The 21,540-nt window shown below is 71.1% G+C and carries 15 protein-coding genes; 5 read left to right on the forward strand and 10 right to left on the reverse strand.

The genetic code is table 11. The features are described 5' to 3' along the window. Positions 1 to 37: 37 nt before the first annotated feature. From ACFYM6_RS17935 to ACFYM6_RS17950, 4 genes are all read right to left on the reverse strand, one after another. Entirely contained in the window at positions 38 to 292 is a 255-nt protein-coding gene (locus ACFYM6_RS17935; protein WP_387276722.1) for a hypothetical protein, read from the reverse strand. Positions 293 to 527: 235 nt separating this feature from the next. Further along, entirely contained in the window at positions 528 to 1,196 is a 669-nt protein-coding gene (locus tag ACFYM6_RS17940; RefSeq protein ID WP_387276724.1) for a hypothetical protein, read from the reverse strand. An 11-nt stretch (positions 1,197 to 1,207) separates the two neighbouring features. Continuing rightward, the gene (locus ACFYM6_RS17945; protein ID WP_387276727.1) at positions 1,208 to 3,541 is read right to left on the reverse strand and encodes an FHA domain-containing protein; all 2,334 of its coding nucleotides are present in this window, start codon (positions 3,539 to 3,541) and stop codon (positions 1,208 to 1,210) included. Next, complete coding sequence (locus ACFYM6_RS17950) at positions 3,538 to 5,346, reverse strand: protein kinase (protein WP_387276729.1); 1,809 nt, start codon at positions 5,344 to 5,346, stop codon at positions 3,538 to 3,540. Before ACFYM6_RS17950 ends, ACFYM6_RS17945 begins: the two co-directional genes overlap by 4 nt. Positions 5,347 to 5,547: 201 nt before the next feature. Here ACFYM6_RS17950 and ACFYM6_RS17955 point away from each other — a divergent pair, with 201 nt between their 5' ends. Beyond that, positions 5,548 to 8,559 carry a BTAD domain-containing putative transcriptional regulator gene (locus ACFYM6_RS17955; RefSeq protein WP_387276731.1) on the forward strand — a complete coding sequence of 1,004 codons (3,012 nt, stop codon included), beginning with the start codon at positions 5,548 to 5,550 and terminating at the stop codon, positions 8,557 to 8,559. Positions 8,560 to 8,569: 10 nt separating this feature from the next. On the opposite strand, the gene ACFYM6_RS17960 is transcribed toward ACFYM6_RS17955, so the two are convergent. From ACFYM6_RS17960 to ACFYM6_RS17975, 4 genes are read right to left on the reverse strand one after another with little or no spacing between them, the layout of a single operon-like run. Continuing rightward, the gene (locus tag ACFYM6_RS17960) at positions 8,570 to 10,783 is read right to left on the reverse strand and encodes an alpha-galactosidase (RefSeq protein ID WP_387276733.1); all 2,214 of its coding nucleotides are present in this window, start codon (positions 10,781 to 10,783) and stop codon (positions 8,570 to 8,572) included. Then, the gene (locus ACFYM6_RS17965; RefSeq protein ID WP_387276735.1) at positions 10,780 to 11,688 is read right to left on the reverse strand and encodes a carbohydrate ABC transporter permease; all 909 of its coding nucleotides are present in this window, start codon (positions 11,686 to 11,688) and stop codon (positions 10,780 to 10,782) included. Before ACFYM6_RS17965 ends, ACFYM6_RS17960 begins: the two co-directional genes overlap by 4 nt. After that, positions 11,685 to 12,641, reverse strand: a complete 957-nt coding sequence (locus ACFYM6_RS17970; RefSeq protein WP_387276737.1) for a carbohydrate ABC transporter permease — start codon at positions 12,639 to 12,641, stop codon at positions 11,685 to 11,687. Before ACFYM6_RS17970 ends, ACFYM6_RS17965 begins: the two co-directional genes overlap by 4 nt. 21 nt (positions 12,642 to 12,662) lie before the next feature. Beyond that, positions 12,663 to 13,991, reverse strand: a complete 1,329-nt coding sequence (locus ACFYM6_RS17975) for an ABC transporter substrate-binding protein (RefSeq protein ID WP_387276739.1) — start codon at positions 13,989 to 13,991, stop codon at positions 12,663 to 12,665. 275 nt (positions 13,992 to 14,266) lie between these two features. Here ACFYM6_RS17975 and ACFYM6_RS17980 point away from each other — a divergent pair, with 275 nt between their 5' ends. The 3 genes from ACFYM6_RS17980 to ACFYM6_RS17990 all read left to right on the forward strand — a co-directional run bounded on the left by ACFYM6_RS17980 (position 14,267) and on the right by ACFYM6_RS17990 (position 18,241). Beyond that, the gene (locus ACFYM6_RS17980; RefSeq protein ID WP_387276741.1) at positions 14,267 to 16,333 is read left to right on the forward strand and encodes a beta-galactosidase; all 2,067 of its coding nucleotides are present in this window, start codon (positions 14,267 to 14,269) and stop codon (positions 16,331 to 16,333) included. A 29-nt stretch (positions 16,334 to 16,362) separates the two neighbouring features. After that, entirely contained in the window at positions 16,363 to 17,139 is a 777-nt protein-coding gene (locus ACFYM6_RS17985) for a DeoR/GlpR family DNA-binding transcription regulator (RefSeq protein WP_357433154.1), read from the forward strand. Positions 17,140 to 17,281: 142 nt separating this feature from the next. Beyond that, positions 17,282 to 18,241, forward strand: a complete 960-nt coding sequence (locus ACFYM6_RS17990; protein WP_387276891.1) for a sporulation protein — start codon at positions 17,282 to 17,284, stop codon at positions 18,239 to 18,241. Between the two features lie 58 nt (positions 18,242 to 18,299). Here the strand turns inward: ACFYM6_RS17990 and ACFYM6_RS17995 are convergent, their stop codons facing one another. After that, positions 18,300 to 18,677 carry a hypothetical protein gene (locus ACFYM6_RS17995; RefSeq protein ID WP_387276744.1) on the reverse strand — a complete coding sequence of 126 codons (378 nt, stop codon included), beginning with the start codon at positions 18,675 to 18,677 and terminating at the stop codon, positions 18,300 to 18,302. Between the two features lie 168 nt (positions 18,678 to 18,845). Beyond that, positions 18,846 to 20,888 carry a glycerophosphodiester phosphodiesterase family protein gene (locus ACFYM6_RS18000; protein ID WP_387276746.1) on the reverse strand — a complete coding sequence of 681 codons (2,043 nt, stop codon included), beginning with the start codon at positions 20,886 to 20,888 and terminating at the stop codon, positions 18,846 to 18,848. Between the two features lie 183 nt (positions 20,889 to 21,071). Here ACFYM6_RS18000 and ACFYM6_RS18005 point away from each other — a divergent pair, with 183 nt between their 5' ends. After that, a complete protein-coding gene (locus ACFYM6_RS18005; protein WP_073836345.1) occupies positions 21,072 to 21,494 on the forward strand; it encodes a hypothetical protein in 423 nt (140 codons plus the stop codon). Positions 21,495 to 21,540: the final 46 nt, after the last annotated feature.

Consider the following 21,540-nt stretch of genomic DNA (forward strand, 5'->3'; position numbering starts at 1 on the left):
CCGCGGCGAAAGAAATTCCTACCGTTCGGCTCGCCCTTCAGGTGTCTCGCTGACGCAGCACGAGATATCCCCCGACGAGGGCGGCCGTCGTCCAGCCCGCCAGGATGACCAGCGCGGTCCCCGCTCCGTACTCGGGTCCGAACCGGCCGTCCTGCGGTCCGCCGGCGATCCGCATCAGCTCCATGCCCGCCTGGTCGGGCAGATACTGCAGCACCTTCCGCAGCCCAGGGAGGTTGGCCAGCCCCTGCGACCCGAGGAACAGGACCGGGATACGGCCGCCGTGAAGACCCACGTCGGCCACCTGCTGACGAAGCTCGCCGCCCGGGACCGCGCCCAGCTGGTCATCGCGGCGTACGAAAGCGGCTTGGTCATCCCGACCACAGGTTCGTGAGGTTGGCCCGGATCCGTGGCTTGCCGGCGGTCATGCCGTGGGCTCTGGGTGCGCTTGTTGTCGCTGGGGTGGTTACCCAAGGATCAGCACGCGCCCTGGCCCCGTCCACGGCGGTTCATCGAGACGAGGATCGCGGCTAGGCGGGCGGCAGTGCCGGAGGGCCACCGGAGCCGTTTCCAGGGACGGTCCCGCCACTGATGATCCGTTGCTGGTGGGCCGTGGCTTCGGCTACCGAACGAGCCAGCGCGGCGAGGGCCGGAAGTTGCAGGCCCCTCCGCCCGTACACGAGGTGCGCGACACTGACCGCGAACCAGGGCGCCGCCGGGCCATGCAGCATGATCGGGTCGCCGACGTGGTAGCGCAGCACGAAGAGCCACTGCGCCATGTCGCCCTGGAACTCCACGATTCCCTCGTGCCAGAAGCTCAACCATTTGCCGCGGTAGTCGCACAACAAGCGTTTGTTGGTGAGGATCGTCCGGACGTGCGCGTGGTCGCGCCACTGGGTGGCGGCCTGCGCCGCCGCCCGGTTCTTCGCGGCCGAGTTCGCGACCGCGTTCGCAGCCAACCCGGCGGCTACGAACGTCGCCGAGCCCAGCAGGAACATGCTGCTCTGCTGGTACGTCACGGTCGTGCCGTAGAAGCGGGCGTAGCCGAGCACCGCCTCCGCGTACGGCACCTCGTCCGGGTTCAACCGAACCGCGCCGGGCGGCAGGATGGTGAGGTCACCGCCGCTTTGGAGATGCTGGTAAAGCTGGCATGCGCTGGTCCAACCCTCGCGCAGGGCGTTCTCGAGGCGTCCGTCCATCTCGTACCTCCTCAGCGGCCCGGCTCGTGGCGCCGCAGCGCCCACCTGGCGGCGCAGGTGAGCACCACACCCTGCAGCGCGAGGACGCCCATCGCCCACCACCACGCTCCGGCGGTGTGCTTCCACAGCGCATCCGCGCTGGGATTCACCACCAGCGAGCGCAGGTCGGCGGTCGCCGCCGCAGCCGCATATCCCCACCTGGACGGTGCGAGCCAGGACAACTGCTCGACGCCCTGGCGGCCGACCACTTCGAAAAGTCCGCCGCAGAGCACCAGCTGCGCCATCACCAGCCCCACCAGGATGGGCATCGTCTGCTCGCCGGTGGAGACGTATGCGCTGACCAGCAGGCCGGTCACGGTCGCGACCAGGGCGGTCAACCAGACCACCACGATCAGCTCTAGCAGCGGCCATGGCAGCGCCAGCGTCTCCTCGGCCCGCGGCCGCCCGGCGAGGCCCACCGCCACGAACAGCGCGGCCTGCATCCCGTTCAGGATCGCGAACACCAGAAGCTTCGAGCCGAGATACGCGCCGGGCGCGAGCCCGACGGCCCGTTCCCGGCGGTAGATGGCGCGCTCCCGGACGAGCTCCCGGACGCCGCCCGCGAGCCCGAAGAACACGGCTCCGATGATCAGCACGACGAGCAGCTGCGACGCTTCCGGGCTGCGCCCCAGCGGGTTGTCCGGCTTGGCGAATCCGTTGTCGCCGGGGATCACGTGCAGCAGCGCGGCGAGGCCGAGCGGCAGCCCGAGCAGCAATGCCACGTACATCCGGTCGGCCAGGGTCACCGCGGCCATCCGCCGGGTCTGGATCGCGAGCTGTCGCCGCCAGCTCTGCCGCGGCGGCGGCGCCTGGGTTGGTTGGGGCGAGGGCGCCGCCCGTTCGCCGGAGGCGGGTGGCGGCGCCACCGTGGCGGCGAAGCGCGCGGCCCAACCGTCGGGGGCGTCGTACACCTGCTTGAAGACGTCGGCGTACTCGCTGGCGCCGAAGAACGGCAGCAGGTCGCCGGGCGGCCCGAAATAGGCGACCTTGCCGCCCCGCCCGAGCACCAGTACCCGGTCGCAGACGTTGAGGTGCAGCGGGCTGTGGGTGACCACGACGACCGTACGGCCCCGGTCAGCGAGGTCCCGCAGGCTCACCATCACATCGCGGTCGAGCGCCGGGTCGAGCCCGGAGGTTGGTTCGTCGAGGAACAGCAGCGAGGGCTCGGTGAGCAGCTCCAACGCCACCGACGTGCGCTTGCGCTGGCCGCCGGAGAGGGTGTCGATCCGCTGATCTGCCTGGCTGGTCAGACCGAGCTGGTCGACCACCTCGTCGATCCGCCGTTCCCGCTCCGCGACCGTCACGTCGGACCCGAATCGCAGGGCGGCCGCGTATCGCAGGGCACGGCGTACGGTCAATGCCGAATGCAGGATGTCGTCCTGCGGCACCAAGCCGATCCGCTGGCGCAGTTCGTCGTATTCCCCGTACAGGTCGCGGCCCTGGTAGATGACGGCGCCCTCGTTCGCCGGACGGTACCCGGTCAACGCGCCCAACAAGGTCGACTTGCCGGCACCGCTCGGGCCCACGACGGCGAGCAGGCTGCACTCACCGAGCGCGAAACTGACCTTGTCGAGCAACCGCTTGCCGCCCGAAACGGTGACCTCCAACCCGTCCACGTGGAGCGAGACGCGGCCGGTGTCGACGTACTCCCGCAGCTGCGTGCCGTCGACGACGAGCTGATGCCGGCCGAACGACAGCAGGTCACCCTGCCGCAGGTCGGCCTCGGAGATCCGGCGGCCGTTGACGAACGTGCCGTTGCGGGTGCCCAGGTCGACGAGCTTCAGGCCAGCCGGGGTGCTCAGCAGTTCCGCGTGGTAACGCGACACCTGCAGGTCGTCGAGCACGATGTCGTTGTCCGGGGCGCGCCCGATCCGCGTCCGGTGCGCGGCCCGGTAGGTCGCGGAGGGTGCCCGCCCGGCCTCGAACCGCGGCCCGGGCGTGGCCGCCCCGGGCCGTGCCGGGCCAGCCGCCGCGGTGATCGTCACCGGCGGTGCATCGGCCCGGACCGACTCCGGACGCAGGGTGAGTGATGGCCCGTCGGCGGCCCCAAGTCGCACTTGGCACGGCTGCGTCAGGTCGAGTTCGTCGACCCGTACCCCCGCGGCGTAGGTGCCGTTTCGGCTGCCCAGGTCCCGCAGCCGCCAGCCACCGGGCAGGTATTGCACCTCGACGTGTTCGCGGGACACCCGGGGATCGTCGATCACGATCCGGCACAACGGATCCCGGCCGATCCGCAGCACCGCCTCCTCCGGCGTGATCCGGCGTTCCCCGTCCTGCGTACCGATCAGCAGCGCGGCGCCGGTCATGTGCCGCTCTTCGGGAGCCGCCTCGCCATCGCGGTGGCGAGCTTGATCGCGTCCGACTGGTAGCTGCCGTGGACCAGGTCCATGAAGGTCTGCCCCGTCACCACCACCTCGATGACCGCCTGACCGCTACGGACGAAAACGATGGCCAGCTTGGTGCTCCCATCGTCGGTGAAAACCCCGAGCGCTTCATCGCCGAGCTTCGCGGTCTGCATCTCCGTCCACCCGCATCGGCCGGCCTGGTCGCGCAAGGCGGCGAAGAAGACCTTCGCCTCGTCACCGTAGAAGCCCGCGACGGCCGAACTCACGTACGGGTAGCCCTCGGCACCTAGGACCTTGAAGTTGTTCGTCTCGGCGCCGGCGATGGCGTCCCCGGCCACCGCGCCGTCGGCGCACATCTTCAGGCTGGACAGCCCACCCTGAAGATAGTTCTCGTCAGACCTCTTCTCGATCGTGTCGCGCGATGCGCGCATCACCGCGGCTATGTCACCGACTGAGACCAGCGCCGCCCGCAGCTCCGTCACCGGTGGCGGGGGCTTGCTCTTGTCGAACGACCGCGCGGGGCGGGCGCCGGGACCGCCGCCGGAGCTGTATTGGCCGTTGCCCGCATTCGACGACGACCCGATCTTGTAGAGGCCACCGCAGCAGCCGGCGAAGACCAGCAGCACCACGCCGACGATCACGAAAGGCAGCTTCGTGGCCTTCTTCTTCGTCAGCGGGGGCGGGGCGCCCAGATAACCTCCGGCGGACGGCGGGAGCTGCGGTGCGCCGAGGCTGCTGGCCGGCATCGGATAGCTCACCGGTCCCGGCGGCGCACCGGCAGAGGAGCCGGGCGGCATCGGGTATCCGGACGGGGACGCCGTGGTGGGCGGACCCGCGAGGCCGGGCAGGGAGGCGGCCGTCGGGGGCGGACCCGAGGGCCCCGGGCCAGCCGTCGTCTGCAGCGGTGCCGCTCGCAGGGCGCGAACCCAGGCGGCGGCGCTGGCGGGGCGCGCGTCGGGCGGCACCGCGAGCATCGCGACGATGCCGCGGACCTCCCGATCCCTTCCGGGCCCGAGTGCCGCCGTCAGCCGCTGCGCCATCCCCTCCAGGTCACCGGGCACCGGCGTCTCGGCGGTCAGGGCGTAGTAGACGGTGGCGCCCAGCGTGTACCGGTCGGTGGCCGGGGTGTATTCGCCGCGAGCCAGGGACTCCGGCGCCATGAACGGCGCGGTGCCGAAGATCCGCGAGGTCCTGTCGGTGCTGCGCAGGCGCACCAGTCCGAAGTCCACCAGGTATACCCGGCCGTCGGCGGCGAGCAGCACGTTCGCGGGTTTGATGTCACGGTGGATCACCGGGGCGCCGTTGGTGTCCCGTCCGCTGTGCAGGTAGTCGATCGCCTCGGCGACCTGCTCCAGAGGCACCAGCACGTCGAGGCCCCGGATCTCGCCCCGCTCCAGCGCCTCCTGGAGGCTGCGCCCCTCGATCCACTTCATGACGAAGTACAGCCGCCGCCCGGTGGCGGTGGCTCCCTGACCGGCAGCGTGCGGCGGCGGGCCGACGAAGACCTCCTTCACCTTCACCAGTGCCGGATGCTCCACATGCGTGGCGAGCGCAGCTTGCAGCCGCAGTTCTTCGAGATGGCGATCCGCGGCCGAGTCGTCGTCGGTCCGGATCACCTTCACGGCGTAGGCGAACGACTCGGCGCCATGGCGTTCACGCGCCAGCCAGACCTCGCCCTCACCGCCTGCTGCGCGCCGCTCCACGAGCTCGTACCGGTCCAGCGCGTCGGTCGGGCCGACGAAGCCTGGGCCCCCGTTCAATGACACCAGTTCTCAACCGTTCTCTTGCCCTGGGCAATGTCCGCCACCCTAGTGGGGCACCGCCGCCGGCATCGAGCCGCTGTTAGAGGGTTGTTAGAGCAGCAATGAGCACTCCCAGAATTCGGGATAGCTTCGATGAGCTCGGTCTGCGTCAGCAGTGGTCCGCAGTCGACACGGACCGACCCATCTGAATGAATACGAGAGACGATGCGCTATCAATGTCTCGTGAAATTCGGAGTCTTGGGGCCGGTCGAAGTCCATGATCTGGGACGGCCCTTGCCGAGCGGGAGCGGGCGGGAGCGGCTGGTGCTCGCCACCCTGCTGGTCAACGCCGGAAGGTTGACCTCCACCGAGCTGTTGATCGCCCGGCTCTGGGATCAGGCGCCAGGTTCCGCGAAGGCACAGCTGCACAACCTTATCAGCAACCTGCGTCGCCGGTTCCGCATCGCGGATCCGTCCCTGATCGAGACCAGGCCCAGCGGATACATGGTGCGGCTGGGACCGCACCGGTTGGACCTGGTGGAGTTTCGAGGCCTCGCCGAGCGGGGCTGCACAGCGGCCGCGGCGGGCGACCACAGGGTCGCAGTGGCCCTGCTGGATCAGGCGCTGTCGCTCTGGCGCGGGCCGGCACTGGCCGACATCCCCGACGCCCTTGCCGGCGAGCTCCGCGCGGCACTCCATCAGGAGAGGCTCGCGGCTGCCGAAACGAAGCTGGACGCCGCGCTGGCGCTCGACGACTACGGCGCGGCGCTGCGCGAGGTGGAGCCGCTGGTCGCCGAGAACCCATACGCCGAGCGACTCTACAGTCGGCAGATGTTGGCGCTGGCCGGCATGGGCCGCCGGGCCGAGGCGCTCGCCGTCTACCGCCGCGCGCACCGGCGTTTCTTCGACGACCTGGGTGTGGAGCCGGGGCCGGTGCTGCGCAACACACAGCGGCAGATCCTGCAGGGGCAGCCGGTGGGAAGCGTCATCGCTACGCCCGCGCGAACGGTACCGCGCCAGCTTCCGCCCGCGGCGCCGCTGACGGGTCGCGGTCAGCTGCTCGATCGGGTCGTCCGGACGTTGGAGAGCAAGGGTGAAACCTCCGCTCCGGTGGTGGTACTGGTGGGGCAGGGCGGAGTCGGCAAGAGCGCGCTGGCGGTGTCGGCGGGTCAGCGGTTGAGCGCGGTGTTCACGAACGGGCAGCTTTACGCCGATCTGCGCGGCAGTTATGACACACCGGCGGACCCGTACCGGATCGTCGAGCGGTTTCTGCGAGCGTTGGGCGTGGACAGCGGCGAGATGCCAACGGACCCGGAGGAGCGCATCGCCTTGTACCGCAGCCACCTCGCGGATGGCCGGACGCTGGTGGTTCTCGACGACGCCGGCGACGAGGCGCAGGTGCGGCCGCTGCTGCCGGGGGCAGGCGGTGTGGTGGTGACCTCGCGGCGACAGCTGGCGGCGCTGCTGAACGCGGCCCGCCTCGTGGTGCCGGCGCTGCGGACCGAGGACGCGATCCGCTTGCTCGCCAATGGCGCCGGCGAAGCTCGCGTCGCCGCCGAGCCCGAGGCGGCACAGGAAATTGTGCGGCTCTGCGGTGAGCTTCCGCTCGCCGTCTGTATCGCGGGGGCCCGGCTGGCGCTACGGCCGGACGCCACTCTTGACGAGTTGCGGGCGCGACTGGCCACCCAGCGGGGCCGGCTCGACGAGTTGGCTGTCGGCGACCTGGATGTACGGGCCAGCATCGCGCTGAGCTGCGACGCACTTCCGGTCGACGCACGGCGGCTGTTCCTGCGGTTGAGCCTGCTCGCTACCGCCGACTGGCCGGAGTGGGTGGCACAGGCGCTCCTCGACGTAGCGGCAGTGCAGGCTCGGAAGCTCCTTGACCAACTCACGGACGTCCATTTGGTGGAACCGCTGGGCCTCGACCCGGTGGGACAGCGGCGATACCGGCTGCACGAGCTGGTCGCCGAGTATGCCCGGGAGCGCTACCCGACCGATGAAGCGCCGGCCGAGCGGGGCCGGGCGCTGGAACGGTTGCTCAACGGCTGGCTCGCGCTTGCGCGCGAAGCCGACGAGCTGCTGGGCGACCCCGCGGGCGACCGCGACGCGAGTGTTCCGTCGCCACCACGCGACAGCGGTGCACACGCGGTGCGGGTCAGTCCTCTCGACTGGTTCGAAACCGAACGGGCCGGACTCGTCGCGGCGGTCGACCATGCCTGCCGGTCCGCTCTGGCGGACGTCGCCGGCCCACTCGCGGTGCGCCTGTCGACCTATCTCTGGCACCGGTGCTATGCCGACGACTGGGAACAGGTGCTCCACCAAGCGATCTCGTGCGTCCGCACCACCGGGTCGGACACGCTCCTCGCCCCGTTGCTCGAAGCTCTCTTCAAGGCCCACCTGCAGCGCGACCAGTACGCCCAGCTACCGGCCATCGCGGCCGAGCAACGGGCCGTGGCGGGCCGGCTCGGTGACCGGAAACTCCAGGTGGCCGCGCTCCGGACCTCCGGCCTGGCCGCACTGCGTGTCGGGCGGTTGGGTGAGGCGTTCGACTGGTTGGAGCAGGCGGTGGTGGCGGCCCGCGACCAAGCGGTGCCCAACTGGTTGCTCGGCGAAAGCCTGGACAGCCTCGGCTACGCCCTCTTCGAGGCGGGTGCTGCCGCCAGAGCCGTGCCGCTGCTGGAAGAGGTAATCGCCATCGATGGCGCAGCGGGTGCCTCGCTGCGGACCGCGCTCCACCGCTACCACTACGGGATGGCGCTTACCGACATCGGGAAGCTCGAAGACGCGGAGCGGGAACTGGCCGCGGCGCTGCGGTTCTCCCATGAGGTGCGCGACGACATGGGTACGGCGTACGCCGAGCAGGCGATGGCCGACGTGGACATTCGGCAAGGCCGGTGGACCCATGCCGCCGCGCGACTGGACAGGGCCCTGGCCGGACACCACAAGATCGGGCGTCCCGATGGCCTCGCCGAAACGCTGCGTTCCATGGGTGACCTGGCCGCCGCGGAGGGACGCTGGGCGGAGGCCGCGACTTCGTTGCGCCGCGCACTGGACGTCTGGCGCCGCATCGGCACGCGGCCGCAGATCGCACGCGTGCTGGCCCGTCTCGACCGGATCGCGGCCGCCACCGGTGACGAAGTCGCTGCCGCGACCTACCGCCGGGAACGGCGGTCGCTCCTCGCCACATTGAACCTCGACGAAGCCTCGCTGCAAATTCCGCGGTTCCTCGCCGGGTAACTCCCCGCGCTTAGCCGACCGCGGTGACCTCCAGCAGCAGCGCCTGCTCCGGGTGCAGGGCGGGCAGCTGCACCCCGACGCTGCCCAGCACCGAACCGCTCAGCGTCACCCCGTCGCCCGAGGTGAGCCAGCCCGGCGCGCTCAGCTGCACCACCGCCGGCTCCGGCACCCCGGCCGGCGGGCGGACCAGGTAACGCCGGGTCGGGTCCAGCCCCGGCAGGCGTATCGGGCCCGGCACCTGGGCGACCGAGGTGGTCAGCCGGGCGATCGCGTACACCGCGTGGGAGCGGTCGTGAGCGACCACGCCGTGCGCCTGCACGGCCGGGTCGGGGTGGTCGACCCGGACCACCCGGCCGCCGTGCAGCAGCGGACGCAGCCGCTTGTGCAGGGCGACCCAGGCGGCGAGTTCCGCCCGCTCCGCCGGGGTGATGCCGCTGATGTCCCACTCGATGCCGTGGTGGCCGAAGAGCGCGGTGACCGCCCGGAAGCCCAGGCCGTGCACCCGGTGGGTGGTGTGCGAGCGTTCCGGTCCGATGTGGGTGCCGACCAGTTCGGGCGGGAGCAGCAGGCCGGTCCAGCGCTGGATCGACAACCGCTCCAGGGCGTCGTTGCAGTCGCTGGCCCACACCCGGTCGGTGCGGCGCAGGATCTCCAGGTCCACCCGCGCCCCGCCGGACGAGCAGCTCTCGATCTCCACTGCGGGGTGGCGACCCCGCAGCTCGTCGAGGAGGTGGTAGACCGCCACGGTCTGCGCGTGCACCCCGGGCCGGCCGCCGTGCCCGGCCTCGGTGAGGTCCCGGTTGTGGTCCCACTTCAGGTACGCGATCCCGTCGTGCTCCGTCAGCACGGCGTCCAGCCGGCCCAGCAGGTGGGCGTATGCGTCCGGGTGGGCGAGGTCGAGCACCTGCTGGTGGCGCCACTCCGGCGGCAGCCGGCCGGGCGCCTGGAGCAGCCAGTCCGGGTGGGCCCGGAACAGGTCCGAGTCCGGGTTGACCATCTCCGGCTCGACCCAGAGCCCGAACTGCATCCCGTGCCCGCGGACGTGGTCGATGAGCGGTTGCAGCCCGTCCGGCCAGACGTCGTCGTCGACCCACCAGTCGCCGAGCCCGGCCCGGTCGTGCCGGCGGCCCCGGAACCAGCCGTCGTCGAGCACGAACCGTTCCACGCCCACCTCGGCGGCCCGGTCGGCGAGGTCTCTGAGCCGGTCCAGGTCGTGGTCGAAGTAGACCGCCTCCCAGACGTTGAGTGTCACCGGGCGGGGTGCGCGCGGGTGCTGCGGGCGGGCCCGCAGGTGGGTGTGCAGCACGTCGCTGAGTCCGTCCAGCCCGTCGGTCGAGTGGACCGCGTAGAGCAGGGGAGTGGCGTACTCCGCGCCGGGGGCGAGCACGATCTCGCCGGGGGTGAGCAGTTCGCCGCCGCCCAGGGTGGACTCCCCGGTCGGGCGGCGTTCGGCCACCGTGACGTGGTCTCCGCTCCACGCGGTGTGCACCGCCCACACCTCGCCGTGCCCGAAGCCGAAGCCCGGCGTGCCGGCGACGAGCAGCAGCGTGGCGTCGTGGCCGGTGCGGCCGTGCCGGCCCTCGCGTACCCAGGCGCCCATCGGCCACGGGTGCCGCTGCGGGGCGCGTTCCCGGCACCAGCGCCCGGTCAGGTCGAGCAGTTCGGTGGCGACCGCCGGCACCGGCAGCACCGGGGTCAGCTCCCGCACCTCGTACGGCCGGTCGCCGTCGTTGCGCAGCCGGTGCCGCAGTGTCAGCAGTCCGGTCGGGTCGAGCGTGAGCTCGACGGTGAGCGACAACCCCGCGCCCGGGTCCGCCGCCCGCACGGTCACCCGCGCGGCACCGGCCCCGTCGGGGTCCCGCTGCGCCCCGGATACGCGCACCGCCTCTCCGCCCCCCGCCACGCGGCTCGGCTCCGGGGCGGCGTCGGCGACGTCGAGCCCGTCGAGGCGGAAGGCGGTGGACCAGTCCCGGCCGTCGCGGTGGCCGGCCAGGCCGGGCCGGCCGCTCCAGCCGGCGCTGGGCTCGGGCAGCAGTGACAGCACCGTCGGCGCGTCGAAGCTGCTCGGTACCACCGGCGCGATGGTGGCGTCGACCAGGGCGGGCAGGTCGTCGGCGGGGAGCGGGCCGAGGTCGGCGCCCCAGTGCACGACCCGGGGCAGGCCCGGGCCGCGCGCGTCGAGCACCAGGCTGGTTCGGGCGCGGCGCAGGTGGAGGATCGTCATCCCTTGCTGGCTCCCAGGGTCAGGCCCCGGACGAACTGCTTCTGCAACAGGAAGAAGATCACCAGGGTGGGGATCGCGACCAGCACCGAGCCGGCCGAGACCAGGTTGTTGTCGGTGAAGAACTCACCGCGCAGGTTGTTCAGCGAGCTGGTCACCGGGAACTTGTCGCCGGTGCGCATCAGCACGGTGGCCCAGAAGAACTCGTTGTAGATCCAGGTCACCTCGAGGGTGGCCAGCGCGGCCAGGGCCGGCCGGCACAGCGGCATGGTGACCTGCCAGTACTGCCGCCAGACGCTGGCGCCGTCCACCATCGCCGCCTCGTACAGGTCGTGCGGCAGGGCCTTCATGTAGTTGCTCAGCACGAAGACGCAGAAGCCGCACTGGAAGGCGACGTTGACCAGGATCAGTCCCCAGTAGCTGTCGTAGAGCAGCTCCGAGTCGCTCATCCAGGCCGGCAGCGGGATCTCGGTGAACATCCGGAACAGCGGGATCAGCAGGGCCTGCTGCGGCAGCAGGTTCGCCGCGGTGAACAGCCCGAGCAGCACGAGGTTGAGTTTCCAGCTGAACCGGGCGATCACGAACGCCACGCAGGAGGCGAGGAAGAGCGTCAGCAGCACCGCCGGCACGGTGATGTAGACGGAGTTGAGGAAGTGCTTGCCGAACTCCGCGGTCCGCCAGGCGGTGACGTAGTTGTCGATGGTCCAGCCGCCGAGGGAGACGTAGCCGTGGGTGGCGGTGTACTCGTAGGACCGTAGTGAGGTCAGCGTCGCCCAGAGGATCGGGAAGAGCCAGCCGACGGCGACCGTACCCAGGAAGAGGTGCAGGACCACCCGGGCGGGCCGCAGTGGCCGGCGGCGCCCGGCCGGTGCGGTGGCCGTGGTATCGCGGGTCAGGACGGTGGTCATCGCCGGTCCTCCCGCATCACGGTGGCCAGATAGAGGGTGATGAAGACCAGGGAGACGACCAGCATGATGGTCGCCAGGGCGGAGCCGAAGCCGATCCGGCTGGCCTCGCCCACCACGTTGGCGGTGACCAGCGCGGAGATCAGCTCCAGCCCGTTGCGGCCCTTGTTGATCACCCACACCAGGTCGAACGCGCGCAGCGACTCGATCACCGTCACCACCAGCACGATGATGTTGATCGGCCGCATGACCGGGAAGACCACCCGGAAGAAGGTGCTGGCCTCGGAGGAGCCGTCCACGGCGGCCGCCTCGCGCAGCGACGGGTCGACGCCCTTCAGGCCGGCCAGATAGAGCAGCATGATGTAGCCGACGTGCCGCCAGCCGGCGGCGACGAGCACCGACCAGATGTTCACGTGCGGGTCGCCGTACCAGTCGGTCTGGGTGCCCAGCAGTGCGTTGAGCAGGCCCTGGTCGCGGCTGTAGATGAGCTGCCAGACGAAGCCGATCAGCGCCAGGGAGAGCACCACCGGCAGGTAGAGCGCGGTCTGGTAGAAGCGGCTGCCGCGCAGTTCCTTGTCGAGCAGCACGGCGAGGAACATCCCGAACGGGGTGGCCACCACGAAGAGCGCGGCCAGCCAGAGCAGGTTGTTCTGGATCGCCGGCACGAACGGCGGGTAGATGTTCACCACGTCGTCGTAGTTCTTCAGGCCGACCCAGTCGATCTCGCTGAGCGGGCCGATGCCGTCCCAGTTGGTGCCGGAGAGCAGCACGGTGGCCAGCGCCGGCAGCCAGACCAGGCCGACGACGAGGAGCATGGGTACCAGCACCATCAGCGTGATCACCACGCGGTCGGTGCGGGACAGGAGCCGTAGCCGCCGGCGGCGACCACGCGTGGTGGTGGTCGCGGCCGGCGTTGGTACGGCGCGATCCGCTTGGATCAGGGGCAGGTCGGACATGTGTCCTCCTCCCTTCCGCCGTCAGCTGGTGAAGATCGACTTCTTCTGGTTCTCGATGCTGGTGAGCAGCCCGCTGATGTCCTTCGGGTTCTTGATGAACTGCTGGAACGCCGGGATGATCACCGTGGAGGCGAAATCCGGCCGGGTGTCCCGGTCGAGGAACTGGGCGATCTCCGTGGCCGAGCCGACCAGTTCGGCGGCCTTCTTCTTCAGCGCGGTGTAGCCGCTGGTGTCCCCGCCGCTGTTGGCGACCAGGGTGCCGGGGTCGCCCTTCACCATGATGTTCGCGGCGTCGACGCCGCCTATGTACTCCAGCAGCTTCTTGGCGTTGGCCTCGGACTTCGGCTTGCGGGCCATCATGTAGCCGTCGATCGGCGCGTCCAGGGCCTTGGCGCCGATGGTCGAGTCGATCTCGGGGAAGGTGAAGAAGTCGATGTCGTCCTGCTCGTTGTCGTTGAACTGCTGAGCGACGAAGAGGCCGAGCAGGTACATGCCGCTCTTCTTCTGCTGCAGCGACTGGGCGGCCTCCTGCCAGGTCCGGCCCAGGGCGTCCGGCTGGTGCAGTGGCAGCAGCCCGGCCCAGGTGTCGAAGACCTTCTTCACCTTGTCGGAGGTCCACGCCTCCTTGCCCGCCATCAGGTCGACGTGGAACTGGTAGCCGTTGATCCGCAGGTTGAGGATGTCGAAGGTGCCCATCGCCGGCCAGCCGTCCTTGTCGGCGAAGGCGATCGGGATGAGGCCATCCCTCTTCATCTGCCCGGCGAGCGAGGTGAGGTCGTCGAGCGTCGTCGGCACCTGGTAGCCGTGCTGCTGCCACACCGACTTGCGATAGAAGACCGCCCACGGGTAGTACGACGCGGGCACGAAGTACTGCTTGCCGTCGTCGCCGGTGGACGCCTTCTTGAACGCGTCGGAGAAGCCGGAGAGCTTGCCCCAGACGTCGCTGACGTCGCCGGCCAGGCCCTTGGCGGCGAAGAACCGCATCCGGTAGCCGGCGAACCAGGTGAACACATCGTCCGGCTTGCCCTGCAGGTAGTTGTTGATGTTCTCCTGGAACGTGTTGTGGTCAACCGTGTTGATGTTGACCTGGACCACGGACGAGCTCTGGAAGCCGGCCGCCAGCTTGGCGAGGACGTCCTTCGGCGTCGGGTCCGAGGCGTTCGAGCCGACGGAGACGGTCTTCGAGCCTCCGCCCGAGTCGGAGTCGGAACCGCAGCCGGCGAGCAGTCCCGTGCCGAGCAGCGCGCCCGCGCCGGCCGCGCCGGCGAGCAGCGAGCGGCGGTTCAGGCCGGCGACGGACGGGGGCACGAGTCGGGCGAGGTATTCGGCTTGTGATCGGGGACGGGACATGGTGCCTCCTGCCTGGAAGAGGTGCGCTGTGTCCAAAAGCCGTGGTGGTGGGATGGGTGTTCGCGCCGCCGGCTGTGGATCCACCGCGAATCCACATGTCCGAACACAAACAGCCGGTGGCGGTTGAAGCTACCCCCTGGTTCCGCGCTGTCAAGGGGGGAAGCGGACAGCGATAACCCAGTTGTGACATGGCCGAGACCGGCCAACCGCAGCAATCCCTGTCGATGTTGGAAAGTGTTGACTTGGTGGCCGTTCGGGGGGCACCCTCTGCACTCATGCGGACCTGGCACGGTGAGCGGATCTGGTACGGCGCCGACTACAACCCGGAGCAGTGGCCCGAGGAGACCTGGGTCGAGGACGTCGCGCTGATGCGCCGGGCCGGGGTCAATCTGGTCTCGGTCGGGATCTTCTCCTGGGCCCTGCTGGAACCCGCCCCCGGCCGCTACGAGTTCGGCTGGCTCGACCGGGCGCTCGACCTGCTGCACGACGGCGGGATCAGCGTCGACCTGGCCACCGCCACCGCCAGTCCGCCACCCTGGCTGGCCCACCGGCACCCGGAGACGCTGCCCCGACGCGCCGATGGCACGGTCCTCTGGCCGGGCGGGAGGCAGGCCTACTGCCCCAGCTCACCGGTCTTCCGGCAGCGGTCCCTCACACTGGTCGAGGCCGTCGCCGGCCGGTACGCCGACCACCCGGCCGTGGTGATGTGGCACGTCTCCAACGAGCTGGGCTGCCACAACGTGCACTGCTACTGCGATGTCAGCGCCGAGGCGTTCCGCCGCTGGCTGCGCGAGCGCTACGGCGACCTGGACGCGCTCAACGCCGCCTGGGGCACCGCGTTCTGGAGCCAGCGCTACCACGACTGGGCCGAGATCAACCCGCCACGGACCGCCCCGACCTTCGCCAACCCCACCCAGCAGCTGGACTTCCTGCGTTTCTCCTCCGACGAGCAGCGCGCCCAGCTGCGTGCGGAGCAGGAGGTGCTGACCCGGCTCACCCGGCAGCCGGTCACCACCAACTTCATGATCGGCACCGGCGTCAAGCACCTGGACTACCACTCCTGGGCGTCCGACGTGGACCTGGTCGCCAACGACCACTACCTGATCGCCGCCGACCCGCGGCCGCAGGTCGACCTGGCGCTCGCCGCCGACCACACCCGGGGCGTCGCCGGTGGCGGGCCGTGGCTGCTGATGGAGCACTCCACCAGCGCGGTCAACTGGCAGCCGCGCAACGTCGCCAAGACCCCGGGCCAGCTGCGGCGCAACAGCCTCGCCCACGTGGCGCGCGGCGCCGACGGGGTGCTCTTCTTCCAGTGGCGGGCCTCCCGGGCGGGCGCGGAGAAGTTCCACTCCGCACTGGTCCCGCACGCCGGGCCGGAGACCAAGGTGTTCCGCGAGGTGTGCCGGCTCGGCGCCGACCTGACGGCCCTCGCCGAGGTACGCGGCAGCCGGGTCGAGTCCGAGGTGGCGATCCTGTTCGACTACGAGGCCTGGTGGGGCGTCGAGCTCGACTCCCACCCCAGCACCGACGTCACCTACGTGGACCGGCTCGCTGCCCTGCACGGCGCGCTCTGGCGGGCCGGGGTCACCGCCGACGTGGTGCACCCGTCGGCCGACCTGTCCCGCTACCGGCTGGTCCTGGTGCCCACCCTCTACCTGGTCCGCGACGCCGACGCCGAGGCCCTGCGCGCGTTCGTGGCCTCGGGTGGCACCGCCCTGGTGACCTACTTCAGCGGCATCGTCGACGAGCACGACCACATCCGGCTCGGCGGCTACCCGGGCGCGTTCCGCGAGCTGCTCGGCGTCCGCACCGAGGAGTTCTTCCCGCTCCGCGCGGGTGAGCGGGTACGCCTCGACGACGGTGCCACCGCCGACGTGTGGACCGAGTGGCTGCACGCCGAGGGGGCGGAGGTGCTCGCCTCGTACGCCGACGGGCCGCTGCCCGGGGTGCCCGCGCTGACCCGGCACGCGGTCGGCGCCGGAGCCGCCTGGTACGTCGCCACCCGGCTGGACGCGGCCGCCACCGACCGGCTCGTCGCCCGGCTGCTCACCGAGTCCGGCGCCCGCCCGCCGGTGGCCGCCCCGGCGGGGGTGGAGGTGGTCCGCCGCCGGTCCGCCGACCGGAGCTGGCTGTTCGTCATCAACCACACCGACGCCGAGGCCCGGCTGGCGGTCGCCGGCGTCGAACTGCTCGGCGGCGGCCGCTGCGACGGCGAGTTGGTGGTCCCGGCCGGCGAGGTGGCGGTGGTCCGCGAAATGCCGGCCCGCGCCGCCGACCAGCCGGTGCCGGCCAGGGTGCAGGCCGGCGATCCGGCGACGGACCGGACGGCCGAGGCCGCCTGACCGTGGCCCCTGCACCCGAAGGAGGAGCCATGCTCGCCCAGCAACGGCAGAGCGCCATCCTGGAGCTGATCCGCCAGCGTGGTGGCGTCCGGGTCAGTCACCTGGTCAGCCGCTTCGGGGTGTCGGACATGACCATCCGGCGGGACCTGGAGGTGCTCGCCGAGCGGGGGCTCGTCGACAAGGTCCACGGTGGAGCGACGCTGGCCGGCCCCGGCTCGGCCGAGGAGCCCGGCTTCGCCGCGAAGTCGATCCGGCAGCAGGCCGAGAAGCGGGCCATCGCCGAGCGGGCCGCCGGCCTGGTCGAGCCCGGAATGGCGATCGCGCTCTCCGCCGGCACGACCACCGCCGCCCTGGCCGCCCGGCTCGCCGACGTCCGCGGGCTCACCGTGGTCACCAACTCGGTCCCGGTCGCCGACGCCCTCTACCAGAACCCCCGCCCCGACCAGACCGTCGTGCTCACCGGTGGCATCCGTACGCCCTCGGACGCGCTGACCGGGCCGGTGGCCGAGGCGGCCATCGCCGCCCTCAACGTCGACCTGCTCTTCCTCGGCGTGCACGGGATGAGCCCGCGGACCGGGTTCACCACGCCGAACCTGCTGGAAGGGGCGGTCAACCGGGGGCTGATCGCGGCCGCCCGGCGGCTCGTCGTGCTCGCCGACCACACCAAGTGGGAGACCATCGGGATCGCCACCATCGCCCCGCTCGCGGCGGCCGACGTGCTCATCACCGACGGCGGGCTGCCCGCGGAGGGACGGCAGCAGATCGGCGAGCAGGTCGGCGAACTGATCGTCGTGCGGGTCGACTGACACCGCGACGAGCCTCGTGCCGGCGGTGCCGGCGGAGGCCCTCGTGCTCACAGCCACTTCACAGCGCTGCACGTTAACGTGCCTTTGGTGGTCCCGTGCGCGCTCTGTCATGGAGCGTGCCGAAGGTGGAAGCGGAGTGGCGATGGTCTTCAAGAAGATGCTGAGCGCGTTCGGCGTCGGCGGCCCCAGCGTCGACACGGTGCTGACCAACCCGAACACCCGGCCCGGCCTGGCCCTCGACGGGCACGTCAACCTGGTCGGCGGTGACGTGCCGGCCAGCATCGAGCAGATCAGCGTCGGCCTGGTCACCCGGGTGGAGGTCGAGAGCGGCGACTCCGAGTACGCCGGCATCATGGAGTTCCACCGGATGTCGGTCAGCGGCCGGCTGGAGCTGGCCCCGAAGCAGCAGCTCTCCCTCCCGTTCCAGCTCCCGGTGCCGTGGGAGACCCCGGTCACCGACGTGTACGGGCAGCGGCTGCGCGGTATGACCATGGGGCTGCGTACCGAGGTCGCGGTGGCCCGCGCGGTGGACAAGAGCGACCTGGACCAGGTGGCGGTGCACCCGCTGCCGATCCACGAGCGGATTCTCGAGGCGTTCCAGACCCTCGGCTTCCGGTTCAAGCACGCCGACCTGGAGCGCGGCCACATCTACGGCGTGCAGCAGACGCTGCCGTTCTACCAGGAGATCGAGTTCTTCGCCGCGCCGCAGTACGCGCAGGCCGTCACCGAGGTCGAGCTGACCTTCGTGACCAGCCAGCGCGGCGTCGAGGTGATCCTGGAGTGCGACAAACGGGGTGGGTTCTTCACCGCCGGGCACGACGTCTTCGGCCGATACACCGTCCCGCACAGCGACGCGGGCCGCACCGACTGGGCCCAGGTGGTGGACGGCTGGCTGCGGGAGACCACCTCGCGCTACGGCAACCTGCGGGCCCAGGGCTTCGGACCGCACGGGCACCACGGCCACCATGGGCGCCGTGGGCCGGGGGTTGGCGGCATGGTGGCAGGCGCCGCCCTGGGGGTGGCCGGTGGCCTGGTCGCCGGTGAGCTGATCGAGGGCGCCTTCGAGGGCGACTTCGGGGACTTCGGCGGGGACTTCGAGTAGTCCACGCACGACGGTGGCCCCGGGAAATCCCGGGGCCACCGCCGCTCTCAGGTGTTGCTCACTGGCGCCGGGCCGCCCGGCGCTCCGCGATCGAGTGGCGTTCGCTACCAGCCTTGGCCAGACCACGGCTGAACAGATAGGCGCCGGTCAGGACCGTCAGGAACCACCACGACAGGTTCGGGTTGGCGAGGTTCAAGCCATTGCCGCTCCCGCCGGGCCAGTACGCGGCAACGATGACGCCCGCGACGGCGATCGCGTACACCCAGAACTCTGTGGTGAGAAGGGCGTGCTTGGTCTCGGTGCCCGGAGACGGCTGCCGGCGACCATCCTCGATCATCGGCATCTGACGGGTCTGGACGTCCTGCATGGCCATCCGGTTGGGCGCCTCTTGCGCCGGCCGGTTCATCGGCCTGGTGGACGCAGCCTGCGTGCTCATCTTGTCCTCCTCGGATGCGATGAGTTGCACACCCGCCCCGCTACCGCGTTTCGGCCACGGCACGGTTCGCGTTTCGTGGCGGGGGCACCCCGCGTCTACCCGAGGGCCCCGGAGAGGTAACACCCGATCGGCGGCGGATGTGGTCGCCCCGGGGCTCCTGCCGGTCGGTCAGCGCAGGCCGTTGCGCACCGCCACCGTGATCAGCAGGTCCGGGTCGTCGGTGATGAGGCCATCCACGCCGAGGTCGATGACCCGCTGCATCACCGCCGCGTCGTTGACGGTGTAGGGGACCACGGTGAGCCCGTACCGCCGCTGCAGGGTCGAGACGTCCGGTCCGTGGAAGTATGCCGGGTTCTGCCGCAGGTACCAGTCGGCCGACGCCACCGTGCCCTGCCCCGGGTCGTGCACCTGCCAGTTCGCCGACACCGTGGTCGCGCCGGACTGCCGGACCAGCTTGCCCAGGTCCTCGTGGCGCCACCAGTCCAGGCCGGCGGTCCACGGGCTCCGCACCGTCGGGCCGCCGTAGACCGCCTGCAGCGTGCACTCGTCGGCGAGGGTGGCGCACTCGGCCGGGCCGTACTGCCAGACCAGGGCGACGGTGTCGATGCGGGGGCTGAGGCGGTGGGCGTACTCGATGGTGCGCCAGTCGAACGACTGGACGGTGGCGCGCCGGGTGAAGCCGGCCCGCTCGATGGCGGTGACCAGCTTGCGGGTGAAGCTCTGGTACGGCTCGGTGTCGGCCACCAGCGGGCTGATCTTCGTCTCGATGTTCATCCGGACGTCGTCCCGGCCGCTCGCCGACACCAGGGCGAAGACCTCGTCGAGGGTGGGGATCCGGGCGCCCGGCACGGCCACCTGGGCGGGGAACTCGGGCAGCGTCTTCGCGCCGCAGTCGACGGTCTTCAGCTGGGCCAGGGTCAGCTCGTGCACCAGCTTCCCGACGTACGGGTACTTCGGGTCTCCGGGGCGTACCGGCGAGGTGTCCACGCAGTGCGATCCGTTGACCGCCCGGTCGTGCAGCACGACCAGGTGCCCGTCGGCGGTCACCCCGGTGTCCAGCTCGAGAGTGGAGATGGCCGGGTTCTGCAGGGCGTGCGCGAACGCGGGGAGGGTGTTCTCCGGGCGGGTGGCCCGGCCGCCCCGGTGGGCCTGGATGTCGAAGGGCGAGGCGTACGCCCCGGGCAGCCGGTAGCCGCGCTCGGCGAGCAGCCCGCGCAGCCGGTCCGGGTAGTCGGTGATGAGGCCGTCCACGCCGTCGTCGATCAGCTTCGCCATGGTGGGCACGTCGTCCACCGTCCACGGGATCACCTTGATCCCGTTGCGGTGCGCGTGCGCCACCATCTCCTTCGTCACGTACGGCCGGTAGCCGGCATCGGTGACCGTGCCGTTCTGCGGGAAGCCGTGCACCGGCGAGAACGCCGCCGCGCCGAAGCTGCGGATCGCGGCGATCGGGTCGCCGCCGAAGTCGTCGATGTCCAGGCCGCCCAGCCACGGCGACGCGCCCGGCTGGCCGACCTGCAGGAAGTCGTAGTTGGTCAGGGCCACCAGCGGCAGTCGCGGCTCCACCTGGCGCATCCGCATCAGCGCGCCCCAGTCGAAGCTCTGGATCGTCACCTGGCGCAGCATCCCGGCGTTCCGGATCTCCCGCGCAGTGACCTGCACGAACTGCTCGCGTGGTGCGGTCTCGGCCGGCGCGCCGGCCTCCACCTTGGTCTCCACGTTGAGCATCACGTCGTCCGCCCGGTAGCGCTTGACCAGGGCGAAGACCTCGCGCAGCAGGGGCATCCGGGCGCCGGGCACGGCGAGCTGACCGGGCTTGTCGGCCAGGGTCTTCGAGCCACAGTCCAACGTGCGCACCTGAGCCAGGGTGAGCGTGTTGACGTACTTTCCGACGTACGGGTACTCCGGGTCACCCGGGGTTGCCGGTGCGGTGTCCACGCACTTGGCGGCGCTGACCTTCCGGTCGTGGGTCACCACGGCCTGTCCGTCCTCGGTGATCTGCACGTCCAGTTCGAGCGTGCTCACGCCGAGCTGAAGGGCGTTGCCGAACGAGGCGAGGGTGTTCTCCACCCGCAGGCCCAGGCCGCCGCGGTGGGCTTGGAGGTCGAAGGTCCGGCCGGGCCGCGGGGCCGCCTCGGCGGCCGCCGGGAGACCGGCGGTCACGGTCGCCGCCAGGAGCGCGGCGAGGGTGGTACGGCGTACGGTGCGCACGCTGTCTTCCCTTCGGGGGCGGGCGGGTCCCGCCAACCCGCGGCTCAGCATGGGCAGCCCGGGCGGCCGGCAGGCGAGCAGCGGAAGACGCGCCGGTGAACCCGGGCGGACGACCAGCGCGGGTTTGGACCGCCGGTCGTCGGGCACGCAACAAAGATCCGAGAATGCTGCGAGGTGGTTGACGTGCGTGAGGACGACATGCGGCAGGAGGCCGCCCGGCGGGCCGAGGACCGGATCGCCGGCGGTGTGTACGGCAAGGGCGCGGTGGACGAGGTCACCGTGCCGCAGACCGATGTGCTGCGGGTGATCCAGGAGGAGGATCCGGACGACCCGGCGCACGTTCCGGTCGACCCGAACGTGCTGCGCGACGGCGGCCCGACGCGCGGTCAGGGCGCGGTCACCACGACCGGGGGCACGGCCGGCCCGGCCAGCGCCCGCCGGCTGGCCCGCCAGCCGGAGCGGCACCGGGGGAAGGTGGCCCCGACCACCACGGGTGACGCCACCACCGGTGGCCTGAGCACCCCGGCCGGCGGCTCCACGAGTGACGCGTCGTCGAGCGGCAGCCAGGTCGGCAACTTCACCGACGAACGGCCCCACCCAGGCTGACCGGCGGCTTCCCCGCCCTGTCGATCATGAGGTTGGCGGCACTCGT

The organism is Micromonospora sp. NPDC006431 (genome assembly GCF_042870725.1).
Taxonomy (GTDB): domain Bacteria; phylum Actinomycetota; class Actinomycetes; order Mycobacteriales; family Micromonosporaceae; genus Micromonospora.